Annotated in this window: 29 protein-coding genes; 22 read left to right on the top strand and 7 right to left on the bottom strand. The window is 35.9% G+C overall.

Going from position 1 to position 23,840, the window contains the following annotated elements:
- The first annotated feature begins 94 nt into the window (after positions 1-94).
- Positions 95-1,312 (top strand): MFS transporter, encoded by a 1,218-nt coding sequence (locus tag MHB75_RS11200; RefSeq protein WP_141274019.1) that lies wholly within the window; start codon positions 95-97, stop codon positions 1,310-1,312.
- 121 nt (positions 1,313-1,433) lie between these two features.
- Here MHB75_RS11200 and MHB75_RS15125 read toward each other — a convergent pair whose 3' ends face one another.
- Both MHB75_RS15125 and MHB75_RS15120 read right to left on the bottom strand, forming a co-directional pair.
- Positions 1,434-1,538, bottom strand: coding sequence for a hypothetical protein (locus MHB75_RS15125; protein ID WP_445667023.1), 105 nt, complete (start codon positions 1,536-1,538; stop codon positions 1,434-1,436).
- Between the two features lie 11 nt (positions 1,539-1,549).
- Positions 1,550-1,720 carry a hypothetical protein gene (locus MHB75_RS15120; RefSeq protein ID WP_445667005.1) on the bottom strand — a complete coding sequence of 57 codons (171 nt, stop codon included), beginning with the start codon at positions 1,718-1,720 and terminating at the stop codon, positions 1,550-1,552.
- Between the two features lie 91 nt (positions 1,721-1,811).
- Here MHB75_RS15120 and MHB75_RS11190 point away from each other — a divergent pair, with 91 nt between their 5' ends.
- Entirely contained in the window at positions 1,812-2,984 is a 1,173-nt protein-coding gene (locus tag MHB75_RS11190; RefSeq protein WP_340997739.1) for a M20 peptidase aminoacylase family protein, read from the top strand.
- A gap of 9 nt (positions 2,985-2,993) precedes the next feature.
- Complete coding sequence (gene menC, locus MHB75_RS11185; protein WP_340997736.1) at positions 2,994-4,100, top strand: o-succinylbenzoate synthase; 1,107 nt, start codon at positions 2,994-2,996, stop codon at positions 4,098-4,100.
- A 42-nt stretch (positions 4,101-4,142) separates the two neighbouring features.
- Here menC and MHB75_RS11180 read toward each other — a convergent pair whose 3' ends face one another.
- On the bottom strand, positions 4,143-4,988 hold the full coding sequence (locus tag MHB75_RS11180; protein ID WP_340997734.1) for a GNAT family N-acetyltransferase: 846 nt from the start codon (positions 4,986-4,988) through the stop codon (positions 4,143-4,145).
- A gap of 257 nt (positions 4,989-5,245) precedes the next feature.
- Between MHB75_RS11180 and MHB75_RS11175 the strand changes: the two genes are divergently transcribed.
- The 3 genes from MHB75_RS11175 to MHB75_RS11165 all read left to right on the top strand — a co-directional run bounded on the left by MHB75_RS11175 (position 5,246) and on the right by MHB75_RS11165 (position 7,793).
- The gene (locus tag MHB75_RS11175) at positions 5,246-6,172 is read left to right on the top strand and encodes a manganese-dependent inorganic pyrophosphatase (RefSeq protein WP_141274024.1); all 927 of its coding nucleotides are present in this window, start codon (positions 5,246-5,248) and stop codon (positions 6,170-6,172) included.
- A gap of 128 nt (positions 6,173-6,300) precedes the next feature.
- Entirely contained in the window at positions 6,301-7,008 is a 708-nt protein-coding gene (locus MHB75_RS11170; protein ID WP_141274025.1) for a DsbA family oxidoreductase, read from the top strand.
- A 134-nt stretch (positions 7,009-7,142) separates the two neighbouring features.
- A complete protein-coding gene (locus MHB75_RS11165) occupies positions 7,143-7,793 on the top strand; it encodes an FMN-dependent NADH-azoreductase (RefSeq protein ID WP_087681096.1) in 651 nt (216 codons plus the stop codon).
- A gap of 138 nt (positions 7,794-7,931) precedes the next feature.
- Here MHB75_RS11165 and MHB75_RS11160 read toward each other — a convergent pair whose 3' ends face one another.
- Positions 7,932-8,465: a YceI family protein gene (locus MHB75_RS11160; protein WP_141274026.1), complete on the bottom strand. Its 534-nt coding sequence runs from the start codon at positions 8,463-8,465 to the stop codon at positions 7,932-7,934.
- A 267-nt stretch (positions 8,466-8,732) separates the two neighbouring features.
- On the opposite strand from MHB75_RS11160, the gene MHB75_RS11155 reads away from it, so the two are divergent.
- The 12 genes from MHB75_RS11155 (at position 8,733) to MHB75_RS11100 (ending at position 17,448) form a co-directional block, all read left to right on the top strand.
- Positions 8,733-9,038, top strand: coding sequence for a winged helix-turn-helix transcriptional regulator (locus MHB75_RS11155; protein ID WP_340997728.1), 306 nt, complete (start codon positions 8,733-8,735; stop codon positions 9,036-9,038).
- Between the two features lie 80 nt (positions 9,039-9,118).
- Positions 9,119-10,042, top strand: a complete 924-nt coding sequence (murB, locus tag MHB75_RS11150) for a UDP-N-acetylmuramate dehydrogenase (protein WP_340997725.1) — start codon at positions 9,119-9,121, stop codon at positions 10,040-10,042.
- 88 nt (positions 10,043-10,130) lie between these two features.
- The gene (locus MHB75_RS11145) at positions 10,131-10,892 is read left to right on the top strand and encodes an exodeoxyribonuclease III (RefSeq protein ID WP_340997722.1); all 762 of its coding nucleotides are present in this window, start codon (positions 10,131-10,133) and stop codon (positions 10,890-10,892) included.
- Positions 10,889-11,248: a fluoride efflux transporter FluC gene (locus MHB75_RS11140; protein ID WP_218026242.1), complete on the top strand. Its 360-nt coding sequence runs from the start codon at positions 10,889-10,891 to the stop codon at positions 11,246-11,248. Before MHB75_RS11145 ends, MHB75_RS11140 begins: the two co-directional genes overlap by 4 nt.
- A complete protein-coding gene (locus MHB75_RS11135; RefSeq protein WP_340997721.1) occupies positions 11,245-11,601 on the top strand; it encodes a fluoride efflux transporter FluC in 357 nt (118 codons plus the stop codon). The genes MHB75_RS11140 and MHB75_RS11135 overlap by 4 nt, the downstream gene beginning before the upstream one ends.
- Positions 11,602-11,773: 172 nt before the next feature.
- Positions 11,774-12,892, top strand: coding sequence for a GNAT family N-acetyltransferase (locus MHB75_RS11130; protein WP_340997718.1), 1,119 nt, complete (start codon positions 11,774-11,776; stop codon positions 12,890-12,892).
- 114 nt (positions 12,893-13,006) lie between these two features.
- Positions 13,007-13,426 carry a transcriptional regulator MntR gene (gene mntR, locus MHB75_RS11125; protein WP_068450546.1) on the top strand — a complete coding sequence of 140 codons (420 nt, stop codon included), beginning with the start codon at positions 13,007-13,009 and terminating at the stop codon, positions 13,424-13,426.
- A 38-nt stretch (positions 13,427-13,464) separates the two neighbouring features.
- Positions 13,465-14,322, top strand: a complete 858-nt coding sequence (locus MHB75_RS11120) for a CvfB family protein (protein ID WP_087681099.1) — start codon at positions 13,465-13,467, stop codon at positions 14,320-14,322.
- Positions 14,323-14,522: 200 nt separating this feature from the next.
- Positions 14,523-15,458, top strand: a complete 936-nt coding sequence (locus tag MHB75_RS11115) for a DUF1002 domain-containing protein (RefSeq protein ID WP_087681100.1) — start codon at positions 14,523-14,525, stop codon at positions 15,456-15,458.
- Between the two features lie 132 nt (positions 15,459-15,590).
- Positions 15,591-16,562 (top strand): ring-cleaving dioxygenase, encoded by a 972-nt coding sequence (locus tag MHB75_RS11110; protein ID WP_340997714.1) that lies wholly within the window; start codon positions 15,591-15,593, stop codon positions 16,560-16,562.
- Positions 16,563-16,596: 34 nt separating this feature from the next.
- Positions 16,597-16,884, top strand: coding sequence for a GNAT family N-acetyltransferase (locus MHB75_RS11105; RefSeq protein ID WP_141274036.1), 288 nt, complete (start codon positions 16,597-16,599; stop codon positions 16,882-16,884).
- Between the two features lie 111 nt (positions 16,885-16,995).
- Positions 16,996-17,448, top strand: a complete 453-nt coding sequence (locus MHB75_RS11100; RefSeq protein ID WP_141274037.1) for a DUF4064 domain-containing protein — start codon at positions 16,996-16,998, stop codon at positions 17,446-17,448.
- 24 nt (positions 17,449-17,472) lie between these two features.
- Here the strand turns inward: MHB75_RS11100 and MHB75_RS11095 are convergent, their stop codons facing one another.
- Positions 17,473-18,084: a TetR/AcrR family transcriptional regulator gene (locus tag MHB75_RS11095; protein WP_340997710.1), complete on the bottom strand. Its 612-nt coding sequence runs from the start codon at positions 18,082-18,084 to the stop codon at positions 17,473-17,475.
- Positions 18,085-18,439: 355 nt separating this feature from the next.
- Between MHB75_RS11095 and MHB75_RS11090 the strand changes: the two genes are divergently transcribed.
- Positions 18,440-18,757 carry a hypothetical protein gene (locus tag MHB75_RS11090; RefSeq protein ID WP_068450558.1) on the top strand — a complete coding sequence of 106 codons (318 nt, stop codon included), beginning with the start codon at positions 18,440-18,442 and terminating at the stop codon, positions 18,755-18,757.
- Between the two features lie 61 nt (positions 18,758-18,818).
- On the opposite strand, the gene MHB75_RS11085 is transcribed toward MHB75_RS11090, so the two are convergent.
- Both MHB75_RS11085 and MHB75_RS11080 read right to left on the bottom strand, forming a co-directional pair.
- Positions 18,819-20,333: a succinate CoA transferase gene (locus MHB75_RS11085; protein ID WP_340997708.1), complete on the bottom strand. Its 1,515-nt coding sequence runs from the start codon at positions 20,331-20,333 to the stop codon at positions 18,819-18,821.
- Positions 20,334-20,598: 265 nt separating this feature from the next.
- Positions 20,599-21,249 carry a LytTR family DNA-binding domain-containing protein gene (locus MHB75_RS11080; protein ID WP_068450562.1) on the bottom strand — a complete coding sequence of 217 codons (651 nt, stop codon included), beginning with the start codon at positions 21,247-21,249 and terminating at the stop codon, positions 20,599-20,601.
- A gap of 441 nt (positions 21,250-21,690) precedes the next feature.
- On the opposite strand from MHB75_RS11080, the gene MHB75_RS11075 reads away from it, so the two are divergent.
- The 3 genes from MHB75_RS11075 to MHB75_RS11065 all read left to right on the top strand — a co-directional run bounded on the left by MHB75_RS11075 (position 21,691) and on the right by MHB75_RS11065 (position 23,816).
- Positions 21,691-22,476 (top strand): AraC family transcriptional regulator, encoded by a 786-nt coding sequence (locus MHB75_RS11075; protein WP_068450564.1) that lies wholly within the window; start codon positions 21,691-21,693, stop codon positions 22,474-22,476.
- 92 nt (positions 22,477-22,568) lie between these two features.
- The gene (gene yidC / locus MHB75_RS11070; RefSeq protein ID WP_141274040.1) at positions 22,569-23,453 is read left to right on the top strand and encodes a membrane protein insertase YidC; all 885 of its coding nucleotides are present in this window, start codon (positions 22,569-22,571) and stop codon (positions 23,451-23,453) included.
- A gap of 111 nt (positions 23,454-23,564) precedes the next feature.
- Positions 23,565-23,816, top strand: a complete 252-nt coding sequence (locus MHB75_RS11065) for a hypothetical protein (RefSeq protein ID WP_141274041.1) — start codon at positions 23,565-23,567, stop codon at positions 23,814-23,816.
- Positions 23,817-23,840 lie beyond the last annotated feature (24 nt).

The following is a 23,840-nucleotide window of genomic DNA, read 5'->3' as shown; positions in this document are numbered from 1 at the left end:
CGGAACAATTTGAATTTGTAAAGGGATTGTCACAATAAATGAAAAAGGGTATAGTTATGTATATTCTAGTGACAAGACAGTTGGAGGGTTTTACGTGACAACAATAACAAAAGGCAAAAAGAAGCCGATTACACGAAATAAACTATTAGCAATTGCAGGAGTTGGCTGGCTCTTTGACGCATTGGACGTAGGAATTCTATCGTTCGTTATTGCAGCTTTAGCAGTGGAGTGGAATTTAACACCGACAGAGATGGGCTGGATTGGTAGTATTAACTCGATTGGTATGGCTGTTGGTGCGCTCGTATTTGGTTTAATGGCAGATCGTTTTGGACGAAAAGCTGTATTTATGTGGACGCTCGTTATTTTCTCAGTAGCAAGTGGTCTATCAGCTGCTACAACAACGCTAGCAGCTTTTATGGTACTACGCTTCTTCGTAGGAATGGGGCTCGGTGGAGAATTACCAGTAGCTTCAACATTGGTTTCTGAAAGTGTTGCACCAAAAGAGCGTGGCCGTGTAGTCGTTCTTTTAGAGAGCTTCTGGGCAGGTGGCTGGCTACTGGCAGCGATTATTTCTTATTTTGTCATTCCAACATACGGATGGCGCGTGGCATTAATCTTAACAGCGATTCCAGCATTCTATGCCATTTACTTACGTATTAGTTTACCTGATTCACCAAAATATGAGGCGAATAAATCCAAAAGACAATCTATTTGGAAAAATATACAGTCTGTTTGGAAGAAAGAATATGCAAAGAGTACACTCATGCTATGGATTGTTTGGTTTATGGTGGTCTTCTCTTATTACGGTATGTTCTTATGGCTACCAAGTGTTATGGTTATGAAAGGATTCAGCATGATTCAATCATTTGAATATGTACTGATTATGACACTTGCACAATTACCAGGTTATTTTACAGCAGCTTGGATTATTGAAAAAGTAGGGCGTAAATTTGTGTTATCACTTTACTTACTTGGCACAGCAGTAAGCGCTTTAACATTCGGTTTTGCAGATACGACAGCGATGCTACTAGTATCAGGTATGTTCCTATCTTTCTTCAATTTAGGAGCATGGGGTGCATTGTACGCTTATACGCCTGAAAATTACCCAACCATTATTCGTGGTACAGGATCAGGTATGGCTGCTTCTGTAGGTCGTTTAGGTGGGATTTTCGGACCGCTATTAGTTGGGGTGTTAACAGCGAGAAGTATTGATATTAGTAGTATTTTTACAATTTTCACGATTGCGATTGTCATTGCCATTATCGCGATTATCTTCCTAGGAAAAGAAACGAAACAGATGGAAATTGATTAATAAAGAAGTGTAGTGATGCATTTAAAAATCACTACACTTTTTTTATTTTAATAAAAATAAAGTGTTTATGATGTTAATTATTGAAATATTCCATTATCATAATATTAATAAGTTAAACACATTATTTTTCGGCTACTGGATATTTATTGAGATTTTTGGCTAGTTTTTCAGAAACAGTCTGTTGTAAATCAATATCCATGTGATCAGCGAGAGCAACTAAGTAAATGAATACATCAGCTAGTTCTTCTTTAATTGCTTGGTGGTGCCTTCACCTGTCTTCCATTGAAAAGGCTCTAATAATTCATTTGCCTCAAGTGAGATTGAGATAGCTAAAGCACGTGCATCTTGATTAAGATGCCAACCGCGCTCTTTTCGGAACTCTAAAATTTCTTGTATTGTTTTTTGCATGAGAACGAACTCCTTAAAAATTCATTTAGTTTCATTATAACGGACCGATTGATTATATAATGTATGTAAGTAGAAAAGGATGGGGATTAAAATGAATAGTGACTTGTTAAAGACATTAAAGCCAACACTAGACGAAGTATTTTTACATTTGCATGAGAATCCAGAAAAAAGTTGGAGCGAAATAAGTACAACCAAATATATTGCAAATTTACTAGAAAGTCATGGATTTAAAGTACATCTTTTTGAACGTATTCCAGGTTTATATGCTGAATTTGGTAGTGGCAGTCCGGTTGTCGCTCTAAGAACAGACATGGATGCGCTATGGCAAGAAGTAAACGGCGAATTCCGTGCGAATCATTCATGTGGGCATGATGGACATATGACAATGGCTATTGGTGCTTGTTTATTTATTCAAGAATTAATTGATAAAAATCAGTTTTCAATGGACGAAGGCGGTACAATTCGCGTCATCTTCCAACCTGCGGAAGAAAAAGGGCAAGGGGCGTTATCGGTTATTGATACAGGGCTAATGGATGATGTGGATTATTTATTCGGTGTACATGTTCGCCCAATCCAAGAATTAAAAGATGGTGAATTTAGTCCAGCACTTCATCATGGTGCGTCACGCCAAGTATCATGTGAAATTTATGGTGAAGAGGCACATGCTGCTCGTCCTCATCTTGGAAAAAATGCGATTGAGATTGGTAGTAGTTTAGTAGACGCTTTGAAGTCAATTCATGTGGATACAACAATTCCTTGGTCTGTTAAAGTGACACGCTTCCAAGCAGGTGGTGAGGCTGGGAATGTTATTCCAGGTAAAGCCATTTTAACGATGGATGCACGTGCGCAAACAAATGCTGCAATGGAACAGCTAGGTGAAGGGATTAGCCGAAGTATTCGTGCCGTATCAGAAATGTACGGAGCACATATCGAACAAAAAGTGTTATTAGATATCGCTGCTGCAGAAGTAAGTGACGAAGCGAGAGATATTTTGAAAAAGTCGATTATTGAAGCAGTAGGTGAAGATCATTTAGGTGAAGAAATCATCACACCAGGAGGAGAGGACTTCCATTTCTATACAAAACGTCGTCCTCATATTAAAGCGGCTATGCTTGGTCTTGGTTGTGGATTAGTACCAGGACTTCATCATCCACATATGACATTTAATCATGACCAATTAATTGTCGGTGTAAATATTCTATCACGCGCTGTTATGACAGGATTAGAGCAGGCAAGAAAGCAATCCGCACCAGTGTTAGGGTGATAAACGAACATGAAAATTGAAAAATTTGTTTTACGAAAAATGAAAATGCGAATGAAGCATCCTTTTACGACAAGCTTTGGTACGGTACAAGATAAAGTATTTATTATAGTAGAGGCTTATGATGAAAAAGGTTTCTGTGGTTACGGTGAGGGGGATGCCTTTGAAATTCCGTGGTACACAGAAGAAACAGTCGAAAGCTGTTGGCATATGTTGCGAGATTTTTATATACCGAGATTACTCCATGTAGATTTTCAGCACCCCAGTGAAGTACGTGAACTTTTATCGATTTATCGCCGTAATCCAATGGCAAAGGCAGCTATTGAAACAGCGATTTGGGATGTCTATGCCAAGCGAATGAATAAACCACTTTATCAGGTAATTGGCGGTATCCGAAATGAAGTCGAAGTAGGTGTAAGTATTGGATTACAACCGACAAGCGAGCAACTATATGAAAAAATAGAGCAGGCATTACAAAATGGCGCGAAACGAATTAAAGTGAAAATTAAACCAGGTAACGACGTCGAAGTAGTTAAAACAATTCGTGCGCGCTATCCAGATGTACCGCTTATGGTTGATGCGAATTCAGCCTACACATTAGAAGATCTTCCTTTATTAAAAGAACTTGATGCCTATAATCTATTGATGATTGAGCAACCACTTGGAGCAGACGATTTAATAGAGCATGCGACGTTACAAAAAGAATTAAAAACACCGATTTGTTTAGATGAGAGCATTTGTAGTTTGAAAGATGCAAAAACAGCTATTGCCCTCAATGCAGGGCGAATCTTTAATATTAAAATTGCGCGTGTTGGTGGTATTGAAGAAGCTAGATTAATTCATGAAGAAGCGAGTAAAGCGGGTATTAAGATGTGGGGTGGCGGTATGCTAGAAGCAGGTATTGGGCGTGCGCATAGTGTCGCCATTGCAACATTAACCGATTTCACATTACCAGCGGATACTTCCGGTTCTAGCCATTATTTCGAAGAAGATTTGATTATTCCTGAAGTTGTTGTAGAGAAGGGTGTTATTCATTTACCTGAAAAAGCAGGTATTGGATATGATGTAAATCTAGATGCTTATGAACGATTTACAACAGAATATTTAATATGCAAATAATAGAAGTAGCGAGTGGTTTTTCAGCCCATTCGCTACTTTATTTTATACGTAAACTTCTTCTTTTGTGGCATCTGTATATGTAGGTGGTTGTGTTAACATTTTACCTAAGAAAATTTCATCATAAAATTGTCCATTCACGTGAATTGCATGTAACCTTGTACCCTCAACTTCAAAGTGTCTACTTTTATAATACGTCAGTGTATGATGATTACCATCTAATACAGATGCATCTAATCGTTCAATTCCTTGTTTTTTTGCCCATTCTTCTGCTGCACAAAGTAAGTCATGCGCGATTTCTGCTTTTTGATATTCGGGCATGAGTTGAAGCGATGTCATCGCACGATGTTGGAATCCTTGTGAGATATGTCGCCAGACTTGTGCAACACCACGAATATGTCCATCAACAACTGCCACAAAAAATTGTCCGGCATTTTTAACATTCCAATGCGAAATTCTTTTACGTAAAGCGGATAAAGTATCAGGAGCTTGTAAGAAATCATAGTGATTCATCGGCTCTACTTCTTTTAAGCGATGCATAAAACGCGTTAAATTGCGTACATCATTTAGCTCAGCTTGGCGAATAATATATGTGCATGTTGCGTCATTTGTTGTTTTGTTTTGTTGTACTTGTTGAGCAGAACGTTCAAATTGTACATAAAAACCAAGCTGTACTTTTGAAACGAAGTAGTTCTTTTCTGTCCACGCTAAAAAATGGTGTAAAGGTGGTTTTGTTTTTGTCCACCAGCTTCTATTTAAATAAGCTGCATTTGGCAACTTTTGTCCAATAATCGTTTCTATTTCAGAAAAAGAAAGTTGAATCACCGGTTCTTTTAATACATGAAAATAGTTGGCTAAAGGAATGTATTTCTTTTCGATTGCATGTTCCATAGTTCGACCTCTTTTTTCATTTCGTTTATATCAAAATAATATCATATATAACTATTTATTAGATGCTAATTGAACTATATATAATATAACAGACAAAAAATTGTTAAAAAATAACGGTTAATAAAATGTTTAAAGGTAAAATAGTGCGTAGATGAATTTTTATTTTCAAGGTTTCATTTCATTTTTTTTCATTTATAAATATGGTAAAATACATAGGATTAATAAGTAAGTACATTTCTTTAGGAGGAATTTAGAATATGAGCAAAATTTTAGTTTTCGGGCATAAAAATCCAGATACAGATACAATTACATCTGCATTAGTTTATGCTTACTTAAAACAACAACTAGGTGTAGACGCAGAAGCAGTACGTTTAGGCGAAGTAAACAATGAAACAGCATTCGCTTTAGAAAAATTCGGTTTTGATGCACCACGCCTTGTTGAAAAAGTTGCACCTGAAGCAGCAGAAGTGATCTTAGTAGACCACAATGAATTCCAACAATCTGCTGAAGATATTCAAGATGTAACAATTAGCGAAGTAATCGATCATCACCGTATTGCAAACTTTGAAACAGCGAACCCACTTTACTATCGTGCAGAGCCAGTTGGTTGTACAGCAACGATTTTAAACAAAATGTTCAAAGAGAACGACGTAGAAGTTCCTGCAAACTATGCTGGTTTAATGTTATCTGCAATCGTATCAGATACATTATTATTAAAATCACCAACTTGCACACCACAAGATGTAAAAGCAGCAACAGAATTAGCTGCTAAAGCAGGTGTAAGCTTAGAAGAATATGGTCTAGCAATGTTAAAAGCAGGTGCAGACTTATCAGATAAATCACTAGAAGATTTATTATCACTTGATGCAAAAGAATTCGAAATGGGTTCAAACAAAGTCATCATTGCACAAGTAAATGCTGTAGACGTGAATGATGTATTAAGTCGCCAAGCAGAACTTGAATTATTATTAAATAAAGAAGTTGCAGAAAAAGGATTAGATTTATTCTTCTTCGTTGTAACAGATATTTTAAACAATGATTCAGTTGCAGTACCAGCAGGTCAATTAGCAACACGTTCAGCTGAAGCATTCGGTACAATTTTAGCGAATAATCAAATTGAGCTAAAAGGTGTAGTATCACGTAAAAAACAAATTGTCCCAACATTAACAGAAGCATTCCAATAAGAAAAAGATGCGCACTTACTTCGATTGTAAGTGCGTATTTTTTGATTCCAAAAATACCTACATGGGTATGAGCTGATAAATTGCTTTTTGATTCCTTTTCCCTATAGAATGGTGAAGAGGTGATTGGAATGAAAATCGAAGTATGGTCAGATTATGTATGCCCATTCTGCTACATTGGTAAAAGAGAGTTAGAGAAAGCAATTGAAAATACAGGCTTTAAAGGGAAAATTGATGTGGAGTTTAAAGCATATCAATTAGATCCAACATCGCCAGCAGAATCAGATGAATCGATGTACACAGCATTAGCGCGTAAATTCGGTTCTTCTGAAGAACAAGCAAAAGCACAAACGGAAGGTATTGCGGCACGTGCAAAAGAAGTCGGCTTACATTATGACTTTGATAAAATGACACCTGCCAATACATTTAAAGCACATCGTCTATCAAAATTTGCAGGCGAGCATGGTCTTGAAAAAGAGATGACAGAACGCTTATTAAAAGCTTACTTTGAAGAAGGTATGAAGATTGGTAATACAGATGTCTTAGTATCACTTGCAAAAGAAGTAGGGCTAGAGGAAGCAGCTGTACGTGATTTATTCGCAGATGATCAATTTGCAGCAGAAGTGCTTGCAGATATCCAACAAGCACGTGAGATTGGTGTACAAGGTGTTCCGTTCTTCGTACTAAATGAAAAATATGCTGTATCGGGAGCACAACCAACTTCTGTATTTGAACAAGCAATTAAACAAGTTGCCGAAGAAGAAGGCTTACGCCCAGGGTTAAAAATGATGGGGTCAGGTCAGTCTGGTGTATGTAAAGACGGACAATGTGAACTATAATGAAAAGTTGCCTACGATTTTCAGTCGAAAGTCGTAGGTTTTTTGATTGACTTAAAAAGCGATTTTCTGTATGATTAATTTATCTCGAAATCGAGACAATAATAAAATTGATTATATAAATAGGAGAGATTATTTTGACAAACGTATTAGTAGTAAAAGCAAATAATCGTCCTTCAACAGAAGGCGTTTCAAGTAAAATGTATGAAGTATTCATGGAGTCTGTAAAAGGTTTAGATAACGTAAATGTAACAACTTACGATGTATATGAAGAAGATACTCCATACTTCGGTCAAGACGTATTCAACGCTTACGGTAAATTAGCGCAAGGCGAAGAATTAAACGAAGTAGAAGCTGCTGTAATGGCCGCTCAAACAAAAGCACGTGAAGCAGTAACAAACGCAGATGTAGTTGTATTTGCTTTCCCACTTTGGAACTTAACAATCCCAGCTAAATTACAAACATTCATTGATTACGTATATGCTGCTGGATTCTCATTTAAATATGACGAGAACGGTAACTTAGTATCATTATTAACAGATAAAAAAGCAATCATCTTAAATGCTCGGGGCGGTATTTACTCAACTCCAGAAACAGCTGGTATGGAAATGGCAGTAAACTACATCAAAGCAGTAGTTGGCGGCGTATTCGGTATGGAAATCATTGATGAAGTAATCATCGAAGGTCATAATGCAATGCCTGCAAAAGCTGAAGAAATCAAAGCAGCTGGTTTCGAAGCAGTGAAAGCAGCAGCACAAAAATTAGCGAACGTAACAGTGAATGCTTAATTCATATAATCAGAGTCGTACATTCATGTACGGCTCTTTTTTATTATAAAATAATCAACAAAAAAGACACCGCGTCAATAGACACGATGTCTGTTAATATATAACCCTCTGAAAAAGGTATGGTTACCTGTTTTAATACTAGTCTAATGGATTTGCTTCGATTTCAACATGGATTTTAATTTCTTCACCAACAAGTACGCCACCTGTTTCTAAAGTTGAGTTCCATGTTAAACCAAAGTCTTTACGGTTAATTTTTGTGTTTGCTTCGAATGCTACAACTTCTGCACCCCATGGGTTACGTCCGCGTCCAGTATATTCTACTTTGAATGTAACAGGTTTAGTTACGTCACGAATTGTGAAATCACCTGTTAAATCATACTCTGCATCACCTGTTTTCTTGATATCTGTCGCAACAAATGTCATTTGTGGATATTTTTCAGCATCTAAGAAATCTTCAGAACGTAAGTGCATATCACGATCTTCGTTACGTGAATTAATACTTGCCACGTCAATTATAAATTTAATTTCAGCATCTGTTAAATCTTCAGGGTCTAATTTTAAGTCTGCAGTAAATGTATCGAATGAACCACGTACTTTTGCAATCATCATATGTTTGACTTCGAATCCTAAATTTGAGTGTGCACTGTCTACTTTAAATACTTGTTTTGTCATTATAAATCCTCCTAGAATTGTTTATTATTTGGTATTGAATACATCATAACGCATTTTTATCTCGAATTCAAGAGTTTTTAATTCGAGATAAAAAATTCAAGGCAATGGAAGATATTTTGCGATGTTTCTTCACAAATCTTCTACACTCACTTTTTCCCTTTATTCTTATACTAAAACCTAAAGATTTGTTCATTTTCGCACAGATAATTATTACAATTAGTCACACACACAAGAAATCTGTACAATAGAAAGTACGAGGTGAAGAAGATGACACAAAAAGAATTATGTCCTCGATTATCCAAAGCGATGGATTTGATTGGAAAGCGTTGGGTCGGTTTAATTTTTTATGATTTATTAGATGGTCCAAGACGTTTTAATCAAATACAGTCGAGCTTACCAATTAGTGGGCGTTTACTATCTGAGCGTTTAAAGGAATTAGAAAAAGAGGGGATTGTAGAACGTCATGTATATACAGAAGTCCCAATTCGTGTAGAGTATCGATTAACAGATAAGGGAATGAGTTTGGAAAGTACAATTCGTTCAATTGAAAAATGGTCGAAAGAGTGGCTTTAATGAATAAATACAGGTAGAATGTCTAATGTATATTCACGTTTTAAATGAACTTATTCGAGAAAGGAATGTATGTTTCAACTATGAAATTACAATGGGCAAAAGAATTAGAAGTGATTGTCGACCCTCAGCATATCAAAATCGATGAACCCTTAAATAAATATACAATGACAAAATTAGGAGGACCTGCTGATGTATTTGTCATGGCGACTACAGAAGAGCAAGCAGGTGCGGTTGTAAAATATGCACGCAAAAATAATATTCCGATTTTCCTATTAGGAAATGGATCGAACATGGTTATTCGTGATGGGGGAATGCGTGGAATCGTACTAAATCTTTCAAAACTTAACCAAATCCATATTGAAGGTACAACTGTCTATGCACAAGCAGGTGCGCTTATTATTGATGTATCAAAAGCAGCAGCAGCAGAATCACTAACAGGTTTGGAATTCTCATGTGGTATTCCAGGGTCAGTTGGTGGTGCAATGGCAATGAATGCAGGCGCATACGGTGGCGAAATTAATGATGTCATTAAAAGTTGTAAAGTTTTAACACGTGAAGGCGATGTAGTTGTTCTGTCAAAAGAAGAATTAGAACTAGGCTATCGTAAAAGTGTGATTCAATCAAAAGGCTTCTATGCACTTTCTTCTGTTTTCGAATTGAAGAAGGGAAATAAAGAAGAAATTGATGCAACAATTGCAGATTTAACACATAAACGTACGTCAAAACAACCATTAGAATATCCTTCAGCAGGAAGTGTATTCAAACGTCCTCCAGGCATGTTTGCTGGTAAGCTAATTCAAGATAGTGGCTTACAAGGAAAAGGTGTTGGCGGTGCAGAAGTTTCAACAAAACACGCAGGGTTCATCATTAATAAAGGCAATGCAACAGCGACAGACTATATTAAGACAATTGAAATGGTTCAACAAGTTGTAAAAGCAAAATTCGGTGTAGAGTTAGAAACAGAAGTGCGTATTGTCGGAGAAGATGTAGCACAACCAAAATAATTTTAAAAGCTACTAGAAAGTTCGTAACCTCATAGGGAATCGAACTTTCATAGGAGCTTTTTTACATAGGAATAAGGAGGCGCACTATATGAAATTCGTATCGTGGAATGTAAATGGTATTCGAGCAGTTGTTAAGAAAGGATTTATGGAATACTTTCAAGCTGTTGAGGCAGATTTCTTTTGTATTCAAGAATCAAAATGCCAAGAAGGTCAAATTGAATTAGATTTACCAGGCTATTATCAGTACTGGAACTATGCTGAACGAAAAGGCTATTCTGGTACAGCTATCTTCACTAAACATGAGCCACTTTCTGTACATTATGGTGTGGGGGAGCAAACAAGTGAAGAAGAAGGGAGGATTATTACGCTTGAATATGAAAAATTTTATCTGGTGAATGTATATACACCCAATACTAAACGCGACTTATCTCGTCTTTCTGGACGTATGGAGTGGGAAGTGGAATTAAAAAATTATTTGCAACAATTAGATGCGAAAAAGCCTGTCATTTACTGTGGAGATTTGAACGTGGCACATGAAGCCATTGATTTAAAAAATCCAAAAACAAATGTAGGTAATGCTGGATTTACGATGGAAGAACGACAAGCAATGACTGCTTTACTCGAAGCGGGTTTTACAGATACATTCCGTTACCTTTATCCTGAAGAAGAAGGTAAATATAGTTGGTGGTCTTATATGAATAAAGCGCGTGATCGCAATATCGGTTGGCGTATTGATTACTTTATTATGTCGAACCGAATTGCTCATACGATTCAAAAAGCTGAAATTCATGATGACATTTTAGGGAGTGATCATTGCCCAGTATTACTTCAGTTAAAGGAAAGCGAATGAACTTCTTAGCGGTATTTTTAGGAGGAGCTGTTGGAGCAACCCTTCGCTACTTTGTTATTCTATGGTCACCTGCTGAGGCAGTATTGTGGATTGTGAATATTATAGGCAGCTTTTCGATGGGGGCTTTACAAGCATACTATTTACAAAAGTCCGCACCCGTTTGGAAAGTATTTTGGACAACGGGCATACTAGGGTCATTTACTACTTTTTCATCTTTTTCAGCGGAATGGTTTACCCATTTTGAAGTAAATCCTTTTTACGCAAGTATCTATGCAGTTGGAATAACAATTAGTTGCTTTCTAGCTGCATACATAGGCTTTTTACTCTTGCGTAAGAGGGGAGAACGGATAGTATGATTTTATGGATTGCACTAGGTGGAGGGATTGGAGCAATTCTTCGTTACGTAACAGTCCTTACTTTCGAAAAATATCAAAGCCCTTTTTATATAGCTACATTTATTGTAAATGTTATTGGTAGTTTGATTATGGGATTCATGATTATTTATAACATACAAAGTCAAATTGTCTTCGCGTTTATTACGTTAGGTATATTAGGTGGTTATACGACATTCTCTACTTTTGCCTTTGATTTTGTTCGTTTAGCACAACAGAAAAAATATATAACTGCGATAGTTTATACGGGAAGTACACTTATTGTAAGCTTTATCTTCTTTTTAATAGGGCTGTACTTAGGTGGAAGAATTGTATAAATAAAAGCTCTATTACATGACCTCGACATGTAGTAGAGCTTTTTAAATGTATATGAAAAATTGAATAATATGCTAGATTTTAATATACTCAATACATTCGAAGAAATGACTTTATTCGAACCTGTATAAGATAAAAATGATTCATATAAAATAGAAAAAAGAGGGAAATACAATGGAATTAAAGGAATGGACGATTGAAGAACAAGAACCATTGATTCAATTTTTAACAACGAATGTATGGCCTTATCACGTGAATTCTCACCCAGGGAGAGAAATAATTGAAAAGGTGATTGAAGAAGGCGGCTATGAGTCAGACGATGTGAAGACGTTTTGGGTAGAGAATACAGAGGGTGAAAAAGTAGGTATTGTTCAACTCTATGATCTACAAGATGAAATTCCAATTTTCGACTTACGAATCGCAGAAAAGTATCGTGAAAAAGGTTATGGTCTACAAGCACTTCGATTAGTTTCAGAATATGTTTTCAAATTACCTGGTAAAATTCGTTTAGAAGGTCATACACGTCAAGATAATGTTGCAATGCGTAAAACATTTGAACGTGTAGGCTTTGTGAAGGAAGCGCATTTTAGAAAGGCATGGTACGTACCAAAAGAAGGTGAATACTACGATGCAATCACATATGGTATTACACGCGAAGATTTTTTATCGGGTGTAAAAACGCCAGTTTGCTGGGATGACGTAACAGAGGAACGTCCAAAGCCTCAAATTAATTGGGACTTTGAATCGAGCTTTGAGTCAGAGCGCTTAATTATCCGCATGCCAGAATTAGATGATACAGATGCTGTATTTGAAGCACAAAAGCGTTCTGCTCGCTCTTTAAAAGCCTACATGCCATGGGCTCAAAAAGAAGCAGTACGCGATGAAGTGCGCGCAACATTACGTGAAGCAAATGCGAATTTCTTAGCACGAAAAGACTTACGCCTCCACGTATTTTTAAAAGAAACAGGCGAGTTTGTTGGAAGTTCAGGCCTACATCGAATTGATTGGGAAATTCCGAAATTTGAGATTGGTTATTGGATTGATGACCGTTTTGAAGGGAATGGATATATGACGGAAGCAGTCAAACGTATTACAGAGTTTGCTTTCGAAGAATTAAGTGCGAAACGAATTGAAATTCGCTGTGATCGAGATAATGTTCGTAGTCGTGCTGTTGCAGAAAGAACGGGTTATGAACTAGAAGGTATTTTACGAAATGATTGTTTAGATGCAAGTGGCCTTCACCTTCGTGATACATGTGTTTACGCTAAAATTGATGAAAGTTCTTCTCAGTGATTTCGAAAAAAGTTCTGATTAGTACAAATAATTGACCTTTCTCTTGAAGTGGTTACGTTTTATGTTTTCATGTAGTAAGATAGAAGGATAAGACATTGAAAGAGAGGGAACTAGATGCCGACACCTAGTATGGAAGATCACATCGAACAGATTTATTTATTAATTGATCAGAAGGGCTATGCACGTGTATCGGATATCGCAGAAGCTCTATCAGTGCTTCCTTCTTCTGTTACAAAGATGGTTCAGAAGTTAGATAAGGATGGCTATTTAGTGTATGAGCGTTATCGTGGTTTAACTTTAACTTCAAAAGGTACGAAGCTAGGAAAGAGATTAGTCGATCGCCATAGCTTATTAGAAAAGTTATTGCGTCTCATTGGTGTGAATGAGGAGCTGATTTATCATGATGTGGAAGGAATCGAGCATCATTTAAGTTGGAATTCAATTGATCGAATAGCAGATCTGATTCAAGTGCTAGAAGAAAATCCCGAGTTTCTTCAAAAGCTTGAAGTTGTTAGGAATCAACAAGAAGATTAACAACAAAACCCGTTCTTTAGTGCGAAAGGAGTCATAAAGTGACACAATTACAAGTAGGCGACGTTACAAAATTAGTCGTAAAGGAAATTTTAGATTCAAAATATATTTTAACGAATGATGAGGTAGATATTCCGTTAAATGCATCAGATGTAGAAGAAGAACTTCAATTGAATGATCATGTTGAAGTATTCTTATATGCTGACCGTCGTGGCGACTTAGCTGCAACAACAGCAATCCCACACATCTTAAAAGATGAATATGGTTTTGCAAAAGTATTACATGTAAGTGAACATGATGGTGCAAAAATCGATATCGGTACTTCGCGTGAAGTATTCGTTCCAGCAGAAGATCTACCAACACTTCGTGAATTATGGCCAGAGCCAGGCGATCATTTATATGTGACATTACGCGTTGATCGTAATGGTGGACTATTTGGTCGTTTAATTAATGAAGATCGTTTTTTAGAGCTTTATGAAGACGCAGACCCATCATTATTCAATCAAAATATTGTAGCAAGACCATATCGTTTATTACCTGTAGGTACATTTTTAATTGGTGTTGATGTACCATACCGTATTTTTGTTCATGAATCAGAGCGTAAAGCAGAACCAAGACTAGGTGCTGACGTAACCGTTCGTGTGATTGAAGTAAAAGAAGACGGTACAGTGAACGCTTCAATGTTACCACGTGTATATGAGCGTTTATCAGAAGACGCAGATCAAATTTTTGCCTACCTTCAAGAAGCAGGTGGTAAAATGCCATTCGGTGATAAATCCTCACCTGAAGAAATTAAAGAGATGTTTAACATGAGTAAAGGAGCTTTCAAACGTGCACTAGGTACATTAATGAAAGCAGGAAGAATTGTTCAAGAAGATGGATGGACTATTCTAAAATAACTTCTATTCGAAGTCATTCCAACTCCCCTCTCATTTTAACAGGAGGAGCCGTAGCTTTATGCGTAGGTACCCTCCTTTTTTTCATACTCAATTGTATAAAAAAGATGTTATAGACGGATAAAGAAACCTTTTCCTTATTTTTTCGTATTATTGTATAGCGCGAAAGAAACAGAAGAATTTGTAAAGGAGTGTAAGAATACATGAAAAAGCAAGTAATCGCCGTTGTGGCAGCAATTGGTCTGGCAACAACGTCTATTGCAGCACCAACAATTAGTTTAGCTAGTACAGCTACACAAACGAATAAAGATGCAGTAAATGAAAAACTAGGTGTACCAATCGCTGTATATGGTGATTCATTAACAGCAGATGAAAAAGAAAAAGTGAAGAAAAGTTTAAATGTAGCAGCAGATGAGGAAACAGAAGAAATCACTGTTACAGGAGCGGATATTGCGAAGTATATTCAAGATGGTAATCCACGCGCAAGACTATACTCATCAGCAAAAATCACGCCACAAGATAAAGGTAAAGGCTTAGCGATTAATATTGTCACACCAGATGATATTACAGAAGTAACGTCTGATATGTATGCCAATGCAATGTTAACTGCAGGTGTAGATGATGCAAAAGTAGATGTAGCGGCACCAAAACCTGTAACAGGACATTCTGCATTAGCAGGTATTTATAAAGCATATGAATCAACAACAGGTAAAAAGCTCGATAAAGACCGTACAGATGTAGCAAATCAAGAGTTAAATGTAGCAACAGGTTTAGCAAAAAATTCAAATGTTTCAGATGAAAAAGTAAGTCAGTTACTAACAGAAATTAAGCAAGAAATTGCAAAACAAAAGCCAGCTACAAAAGAAGAAGTAGCTCAAATTGTCGATGATAAATTAAGCACATTAAACATTCAATTAAGTGACCAAGATCGTCAAATGCTAGTTGATTTAATGGATAAAATCAGTAAGTTAGACATCGACTTTGGTAAATGGTCTTCACAACTAGATGACTTAAATAACACAATTAAAGATAAATTAGACAATATCAAAAATGATATTAATAGTGATACTGGTTTCTGGGCGAGTGTGAAGAACTTCTTCCAAAACCTTGTAGATACAGTAAAAGGTTGGTTTAACTAATTAGATAAAAAGCAATTGATGTAGAGCTGAAAACATCAATTGCTTTTTATTTTGCAATTTAAAATAAAGCATGTTAAGATGAATGTGGTAAATATCTCGAATTCAAGATATTTTTTAAAAGGAGTGTTTTATATGACATTACGATTAGGTGGTATTCACCACGTATCTTCTATTACTTCACATATTGAACGAAATCACGATTTTTTCACACGTATTTTAGGAATGCGCCTAGTTAAAAAAACCGTAAATCAGGATAATACATCTTCATATCATTTATTTTATGCGGATGCAGTTGGAACACCGGGGACAGATATGACATACTTCGATATCCCGATGGCAGGTAGAACACATGAAGGTGTATCGAGCATTAATAACATAGCATTTCGTGTGAAATCAGAAGAAGCACTAGCATTTTGGGTTCAACGCTTCGATGAGCTTGGTGTTGAACACGGAGAAATTGAAGAACGTTTTGGACGTAAAGTATTACCATTTCGAGACGAAGACTTGGCGCGTTTTTTACTTGTTGTAGATGACGGTTCGGGCATTCCATATGGAGAGCCTTGGAAAGTGGATGATATTCCACTTGAATATGCGATTGTTGGATTAGGTGGTGTGACATTGACACTACGTAATACACAGGCGACAGAGCGTGTTTTAACAAAAGTACTGGGTTTTGAATATATCGGAAGCTATCCATCACTTGTGCCGAACCAACCAAACATCTTAGTGTTTTCAACAGATCTTGGAGGACCAGCAGGAGAAGTGCATATTGAACAAAGACTCGATTTACCGATGGAAAGACCAGGTAGGGGCAGTGTGCATCACGTTGCGTTTAGAGTAAACAATTTTGAGGAATATGATGAATGGGTTAAAAAATTTGATGAACTTGGTTATGTAACATCTGGAAAAGTAGACCGTTACTATTTCCGTTCAATGTATTATCGTGATCCAAATGGCATTCTGTTTGAACTAGCAACAGATGAACCAGGTTTTGATGCAGATGAATCATTAGATGAAATGGGAAATAAATTAGCACTTCCACCATTTTTAGAACCGAAACGTACAGAAATAGAAGCGAGTCTTCATCCACTTAAAATCCAATAAATTGTGGTAAACTATGGAAAAGGAGGTTGATGAAATGGAATTTAGTTTAAAACAAGACGGAAATCAAGGTGCTTATATCCATGAAGTTAATGGAGAAAATGTTGCTGAAATTACGTGGACGCAATTAGGTGATGTTATGGTGATGGATCATACATTCGTAGATGATTCGCTGCGAGGACAAGGTGTTGCCAAACAATTATTAGATACTGCAGCGAACTATGCGCGTAAAAATCATTATAAAATGGAGCCTGTTTGTTCATATGTTGTCGCAGCTTTCGAGCGTTCGAACACATATGATGATATAAAAGTATCAAAAGTATGAAACCAAAAGCCATCTTTTCCGTAGATTTACATGGGAAGATGGTTTCTTTTTATGAAATTATTTGAAATTTACCCAATAATATGTAGAATGAAAAATTGAAAGGATGAGAATATGAAAAGAACTGTAGAAAAAGTATTAACAATGGCAGCAATCATCTGTAGTGTACTAGGAATAGGTTTAATGTCTGTTATAATCTTCGGTATTGGCGTCGTTTTTGATGATCCGAATACAGTTGAAGAAATTGTAGTCGAACAAAATCAGACAGGGCAAGAACAAATGACTGTTGAGGAGATGCAAGAAGCTATTGATGTCATTCAACCGTTCGTTAATACATTTGGTTGGGTGATTGTCGCATTATTAGTGATTTCAGTTGTTTTAGGTATTATCGCGTTTGTTTATCTAATGAAGAATAAAAGCATGAACGCAACAGGCGGTCTATTAATCGCAGCAGGTGTATTATCAGGATTGATTAGTATTACATCAATTTTATATTATATCGCAGCAATTATGTGCTTTGTACGCAAACCAAAGCCAACTGATCAAACATTACCACCAATGCAATAAGAAAAAGAACAGGAGAAGTGCAGATTACTGCAATTTCTCCTGTTCTTTTTTTAACAACTCACCTTGAATGATTTGAAAGATAGTTTTCTTAATATGTTCTGGCACATGTGTGAATTCAGTTTCAGGCTTATAAATAAAGGTATGTTGTACCATCGACAATGTTGCACCGATAATACCAACTTGTAATAACTTCAAATCGATTTCCATTATTCGACCTTGTTTCATTCGCCTTAAAATTTCATGATCTCCATGTGTTAATTCATATAAACTCGTTGTATATTGTTCTGATAGTTCAGGGTGGCGAACCGCTTCCGTAAATAAAATTGTAAATTGTGGACGGTTAGCAAAAATCTTTTCAAGTAAATCAGAAGTCCATAGTTGAATTAATTCATCATTCGGCAAAGAAATAAGTTCTTCTTTTGTACGATTAAATAAAACACTTGGTTGAACAGTAGCTAATAACAAATCATGTTTATTTTTAAAGTATTTATACATAGCAGCTTCTGAAATATCAGCCTGCTTTGCAATTTGTGCTGTTGATGTACAGTCGTAGCCTTGACGATAAAATAGACTGCGCGCGATATGTAAAATACGTTGTTTCGTTAGATTTCCTTTTGTACTCTTTGGTTCATACATATTGAATCACCTCAAATGAGCAAATACGTCATAAAAAAGAGAGTAGTTTCCGCTACCCCCTCTAGATGAAGTTAAAATCGAAAAATCCGTTCAACAACTAAACCGAGCGAACAGATTATTGACGAGATTCTAATTCTCTCTACATAAAAGTTAGTGTCCACTAACTCTAGAATCCTTATATATTATACATACAAAATATAGGTAATGTAAACAATTTATTTCAAAAAAAATAGAATTTGTATCATTTGAAATATTAGGTCACTTAAATGTAATATAGAAAATAGTAAATGTTAGGTTGAGGAAAAGTTGTTTCGGGTATAATAGTTTTAATGAACTTAACTGGGAGGAATTTATTATGAGTAAAAAGAAAACATTATTATTAGCAAGTTTAGCAGCAGGAGCTTATGCATACTTAAAGAAACCAGAAAATCGTGAAAAAGCATTAGCTGCTTTCAACAGCACAAAAGATAAAGTAAATGAGTACGTAAATGCAAATAAAGATAAAACAGGTGAAGAGCGTCATAATGATGAAAAAGTTGTACATGCAACACACTATGATGATAGCATTACTGGTAATCCTGAAAAAGACTACAAAATTGAAGAAAATGAAATGGTAGCAGAAGGCGGTTTAACATCTGTTCAATACCAAAATGAAGAACAAGAGAAGAAATAATTGTGTAAAAGAAAAGGAATCACGTCCTCATAGCGACGCGATTCCTTTTTCGTATCATAAATTAAGCGTGTACTGGAGGAAGCATTTGACCATATTGAGCTAGGTTCGTATGGAATGAGAACGCTTTTTCAAGTACATGAGGTGTATGCCCGCCGCGTGTATTAGCTTCTTCTAAGTAAGCGCGTAACGCTGGTTTATAATCAGGATGTACACATTTTTCGATAATTAGTTCAGCGCGTTCGCGTGGAGCTAAACCGCGTAAATCAGCTAAACCTTGTTCAGTTACAACAACATCTACATCATGTTCGTTGTGGTCAACGTGTGAAACGAATGGTACAACAGATGAGATTTTGCCTTCTTTAGCATATGATTTTGTAATGAAGATGGACGTACGTGCAGCACGAGCGAAGTCACCAGAACCGCCGATACCATTCATCATTTTATTACCTGCTACATGTGTAGAGTTTACGTTACCATAAATATCAAACTCAAGTGCTGTATTCATCGCGATCAAGCCCATACGACGAACTAATTCAGGATGGTTTGAAATCTCTTGTGGACGTAAGCAAAGTTTATCTTTATAACGTTCTAAGTTACCAAATACAGAGTCTAATTTTTCGGCTGTAAGAGAAGTCGCACAACCAGAAGCGAATTTTACTTTACCAGCATCGATTAAATCGAATACAGAATCTTGCAGTACTTCAGAATAAACTTCTAAGTCTTTGAATTCTGAGTTTGCCATACCGCCAAGAACAGCATTGGCTACAGAACCAACACCTGACTGTAGAGGTGCAAGTGTTTCTGTTAGACGACCTTCTTTTACTTCTTTACGAAAGAAGTCGATAATATGATTTGCAATTTGTTGTGTTTCAGCGTCAATTGCAGTCATTGTAGTTGGCGTATCTACTTGATCTGTTAATACGATTGCAGCTACTTTATCAAAGTCTAATGGAATACCGATTGTACCAATGCGGTCTGAAGCGTTTACAAGTGGAATCGGTCCGCGTTTGCCCTGTGCTTCCGGTACATAAATATCATGAATACCTTCTAATTGTTCATATGAAGCTAAGTTTAACTCAATGATAACTTTTTTAGCTGTTTGAACATAGATTGGTGAGTTACCAACAGAAGTTGTTGGAATTAACATACCATCTTCAGTAATTGCGACAGCTTCTACTACAGCAACATCAATTGCATCAATAGCATTTTGGCGTAAGTATTCAGCTGTTACTGATAAATGTTGGTCAACAAAATACATATCTTGTTTATTGATATGACTGCGCATTGTGCGGTCTAATTGGAATGGAAGACGTTTATTAACGATTCCAGCATCTGACATTAAAGCATCAATATCTGAACCTAATGAAGCACCTGTGAATACGTTTACTTTAAATTTCTCACCAGCATTTGCACGATCAACTAATGCCATTGGAATAGCTTTAGCATCTCCAGCACGAGTGAAACCACTTAAACCAAGAGTCATACCATCTGTAATAATACGAGCCGCTTCTTCAGCAGACATTACTTTATCAGCAAGTGCTGTGGCGCGTAATCTTTCTTCAACTTTTGCAACCATGAAAAACTCCCCTTTTCTATCTTGAATAAATATTATTTTTATGGAAAATTTAGTTCAAAAAAATTTTATCACTAAATTGTCACATATAGTTTTTTAATGCATGAAAGGGTTTAAAAAATGATTAATAGGGAAAATGTTTGCTGAAAATAGAAAATAGAATATTTCTACAATATAGTTTTAACGATACAATAACAAATAAAACATGTTATAAAAAAGAAAAAATCCAAAGTAGCTATTAAAGACATACTTTGGATTTACATATAAACTAAAAACCTAAAGAGCGACGGAAGTAACTTGCATAGCGTTGGCTGACAGGTATTCTTGTGCCGTCTTTCATGATTAATAAAAATGTTGAATGTGAGTCTGGTTGGATTTCATCAATGAAATCAATGTTAACGATATATGAGCGATGGCATCGAATAAAGGTATCTGGCGATAAGAATAATTCTAAATCACTTAAATTTAAACGGTGGTAACCTTCTTTAGACATCGTCTTAACGAAAGTTTTGCGAAGTTGTGTTTCTAAGTAGATTACTTCATTGTGTTTTACAGGATACCAACAGTCATCAATTTTGACTGTAATGTAATTTGTTAAGAATGGTGATGGCTTTTGTGGGAATACCGCTGTAATTGCACCTTTTGGCTCGCCTTCTTCCATAAGTGGAATTGACATGCCGTAATAAGGAACACCAAAGATATCTGGCTCAATAAATGAATTAATTTTTTGACCATAATCTAGTGCTTTATGTGTTGCCGAACCTTCTGGAATTGGGTCACCCGGCTTGATTTTCAAATCAATCTTTTTACTTGGTTGGTAATAAAGATACTCTTTTGTATCTGAAACAACAATTGATGTATTGTCCGGGAAAAACTCCTTAATAACCTCTATCAATTCCTCAATTGATCTTGGATCCATTAATTCATACCTCGTTTCTTTCCTTGTCTTCTCATAATCTTATTTTACACACTATTATAGCATTTTACTACATCAATGAGGTAAATTTAAGAAAAGAAAATAAAACAACTTGAAAAAAGCAGTTATATGATAAAATTGAACGATAAATAGCTTCATTTTATGGAATTACAGTCGAAAAAAATAGTATATATCTGTGAAAAAAATGCAAAATTTATCATAAAAAACAGGAACGTGGTCTTTCCCTTTAATTAATATTAATGTATAATTTTTATAAAAAACAGGTATTTTGTGTGTAAGGAAAGTAAGTATAAAGGCTCAATTTATATTTTTTTACATTTTTTGTGTGAATAGGGTTAAAACTATTTTCATATTACTATTTTCGTTATATAGTATAAAGTGGGTTATTACAAAATGCGTAATTTTAGAAAGATGGGGAAGCTTATGCTACAACACCAATATTCGATTTCAGAAGCTATTTCAAAGCGATACTTTCAAGAAATTGAAACGATGAATCGCTACGATGGTATCGACAAATTCTTTGATATTGAAGCGCAATTAGTAAGAGAAATTTATCAATTAGAAGAAGAAGCTGCAAAAGAAACACTAGGCAAGCTAATTGATATTCTTTCAGAGCGTTCAGGCAAGCACTTTTTCCGAGCAATTCGACACTACTTCGTTGTTTTATCTTCTGTGGTAACACGCAAATTAGTAGAGAATCAAGCTCCATTTAAAAAAGCATTTGCATTTAACGCAGCATGCGTAGAGATGATTGATGAAAGAATGAACGATGCTGAATTTTTACAGTTCGCCGACGACTTAATTGAATTTTACATTTATGTAATTTCAGAAAGAAAGCAGCCTTCTTATAAGCATCAAACTGTAAACAAAGTAATTATGTACATAGATGACGAAGTAGAGACTGACTTATCAGTTGAAGATATTGCACTTCATTTCTCAATCAGTACATCACATTTATCTCGAATTTTTAAGGAACATGTGGGCATTACATTAGTTGAATATTTAAATGTACGTCGTGTGGAAGAATCACAGTATTACTTGCGTCACACGAACAAAAGTATTTCAAACATTTCTGAGCAATTCCACTTCTGTAACCAAAGTTATTACACGCGAATTTTTAAAAAATATGTTGGATTAACACCAAAACATTTCCGCGATCAAGTTGATCATGAGTATTTCCGTTTTCAACTACCAGAAAGAATTTTATAAAATGTCTTAAATGTACCTTTCTTTGATTTGATTAATTGTACTAACATACTGTATACTTCACAGTAGTGAAAAAATTGATGTAGGTGAAAATAGTGAAAAAGAAACTAGGATTAATTTCAATCCTCGGTTTAGCGCCGTTTATTTTAGCGGGATGTGAAGCAGTAGAGAACCAAGAAGGCTTCTTCTATAGCACATTCGTAAAGCCGATGGAGTTTTTAATTGATTTCTTTGGTAATACAGTTCTAGATGGTGGTTATGGTGGTGCCATCATTATTATCACAGTTTTAGTACGTCTTGTTTTAATGCCATTCATGATTCGTAACTATAAGAATCAACAAGGTATGAAAGAAAAAATGGACAAGTTAAAGCCTGAAATGGACGATATTCAAAAGAAATTAAAGCAAGCGAAGTCTAAAGAAGAGCAAATGGCTCTACAACAAGAAATGATGGGACTATATAAGAAGCATGGTGTAAATCCATTAAACATGGGTTGTTTACCAATGATTATTCAAATGCCGATTATCATGGGTCTGTACTATGCAATTCGTTATTCTGCAGATGTACAATCGCATCACTTCTTATGGTTCAAACTGGGCGATCCGGATATTGCGATGACATTAATCGCGGGTGCTGTATACTTCTTCCAAGCACAAGTATCTCTATGGACAATTCCAGAGCAACAAAAGAAACAAATGAAGCTTATGATGTACATCTCACCGATTATGATCATGTTCATTTCGTTCACAAGTATGGCTGCTTTACCTCTATATTGGTCTGTTAGTGGTGCATTACTTGTACTTCAAACAATCATTGGACGTAAGTTATATCCACCAACAGTACCAGAAGGCCAAGAACCTACTCCGAAGAAAAAGCTATTCGGTGGTACAGTTGAATCTGAACCAGAAGCTCCCGCTGAAAAACGTAAATTAACACCAGCAGAGCGTGCTGCGAAACAACAGAAGAAAAAGAAAAAATAAGTGTTGAGCTTAGACAAAGGCAGTCTCTCTATTTACATAATACAATTGAAAATCCATCTGTGATTCTCAGTTGCATGTAAAAGAGGACAGCCTTTTTTATTAGAGGAGGAAATGGACGTGACAAAAAGAATTATGGGAATCGCCGTTTTAATTACGAGTGTATTAGCGGTATTCTTACTAATTAAACAAAACTTTAATTGGGCAGTATTTTGTATTACACTTATGTTTACATTAACAAATGCAGTGCGTGCAAAAGATATGGCTTCAAAAGGTTTTGAAAAAGAATCACGCTGGATGCGCAATTTATCGATTTTCTTCGGTATTGCTTCAGCAGGTATTCTATTTGTGAACCTTTTTATGTAAGTAACGTCTTACAATTGAATCAAT

It is taken from the genome of Kurthia sp. FSL E2-0154 (assembly GCF_038003625.1).
In the GTDB taxonomy this organism is placed as follows: domain Bacteria; phylum Bacillota; class Bacilli; order Bacillales_A; family Planococcaceae; genus Kurthia; species Kurthia gibsonii.
Note: the sequence above shows the minus strand (reverse complement) of the source record. Positions and strands in the feature narration are given on the sequence as shown.

Coding starts and splice junctions, on each gene's coding strand:
- MHB75_RS15120 (WP_445667005.1), bottom strand. CDS start 1,720: ATGCAAAAAACAATACAAGAAATTTTAGAGTTCCGAAAAGAGCGCGGT.
- MHB75_RS11190 (WP_340997739.1), top strand. CDS start 1,812: ATGAATAGTGACTTGTTAAAGACATTAAAGCCAACACTAGACGAAGTA.
- menC (WP_340997736.1), top strand. CDS start 2,994: ATGAAAATTGAAAAATTTGTTTTACGAAAAATGAAAATGCGAATGAAG.
- MHB75_RS11180 (WP_340997734.1), bottom strand. CDS start 4,988: ATGGAACATGCAATCGAAAAGAAATACATTCCTTTAGCCAACTATTTT.
- MHB75_RS11175 (WP_141274024.1), top strand. CDS start 5,246: ATGAGCAAAATTTTAGTTTTCGGGCATAAAAATCCAGATACAGATACA.
- MHB75_RS11170 (WP_141274025.1), top strand. CDS start 6,301: ATGAAAATCGAAGTATGGTCAGATTATGTATGCCCATTCTGCTACATT.
- MHB75_RS11160 (WP_141274026.1), bottom strand. CDS start 8,465: ATGACAAAACAAGTATTTAAAGTAGACAGTGCACACTCAAATTTAGGA.
- MHB75_RS11155 (WP_340997728.1), top strand. CDS start 8,733: ATGACACAAAAAGAATTATGTCCTCGATTATCCAAAGCGATGGATTTG.
- murB (WP_340997725.1), top strand. CDS start 9,119: ATGAAATTACAATGGGCAAAAGAATTAGAAGTGATTGTCGACCCTCAG.
- MHB75_RS11145 (WP_340997722.1), top strand. CDS start 10,131: ATGAAATTCGTATCGTGGAATGTAAATGGTATTCGAGCAGTTGTTAAG.
- MHB75_RS11140 (WP_218026242.1), top strand. CDS start 10,889: ATGAACTTCTTAGCGGTATTTTTAGGAGGAGCTGTTGGAGCAACCCTT.
- MHB75_RS11135 (WP_340997721.1), top strand. CDS start 11,245: ATGATTTTATGGATTGCACTAGGTGGAGGGATTGGAGCAATTCTTCGT.
- MHB75_RS11130 (WP_340997718.1), top strand. CDS start 11,774: ATGGAATTAAAGGAATGGACGATTGAAGAACAAGAACCATTGATTCAA.
- mntR (WP_068450546.1), top strand. CDS start 13,007: ATGCCGACACCTAGTATGGAAGATCACATCGAACAGATTTATTTATTA.
- MHB75_RS11115 (WP_087681100.1), top strand. CDS start 14,523: ATGAAAAAGCAAGTAATCGCCGTTGTGGCAGCAATTGGTCTGGCAACA.
- MHB75_RS11110 (WP_340997714.1), top strand. CDS start 15,591: ATGACATTACGATTAGGTGGTATTCACCACGTATCTTCTATTACTTCA.
- MHB75_RS11105 (WP_141274036.1), top strand. CDS start 16,597: ATGGAATTTAGTTTAAAACAAGACGGAAATCAAGGTGCTTATATCCAT.
- MHB75_RS11100 (WP_141274037.1), top strand. CDS start 16,996: ATGAAAAGAACTGTAGAAAAAGTATTAACAATGGCAGCAATCATCTGT.
- MHB75_RS11095 (WP_340997710.1), bottom strand. CDS start 18,084: ATGTATGAACCAAAGAGTACAAAAGGAAATCTAACGAAACAACGTATT.
- MHB75_RS11090 (WP_068450558.1), top strand. CDS start 18,440: ATGAGTAAAAAGAAAACATTATTATTAGCAAGTTTAGCAGCAGGAGCT.
- MHB75_RS11085 (WP_340997708.1), bottom strand. CDS start 20,333: ATGGTTGCAAAAGTTGAAGAAAGATTACGCGCCACAGCACTTGCTGAT.
- MHB75_RS11080 (WP_068450562.1), bottom strand. CDS start 21,249: ATGGATCCAAGATCAATTGAGGAATTGATAGAGGTTATTAAGGAGTTT.
- MHB75_RS11075 (WP_068450564.1), top strand. CDS start 21,691: ATGCTACAACACCAATATTCGATTTCAGAAGCTATTTCAAAGCGATAC.
- MHB75_RS11065 (WP_141274041.1), top strand. CDS start 23,565: ATGGACGTGACAAAAAGAATTATGGGAATCGCCGTTTTAATTACGAGT.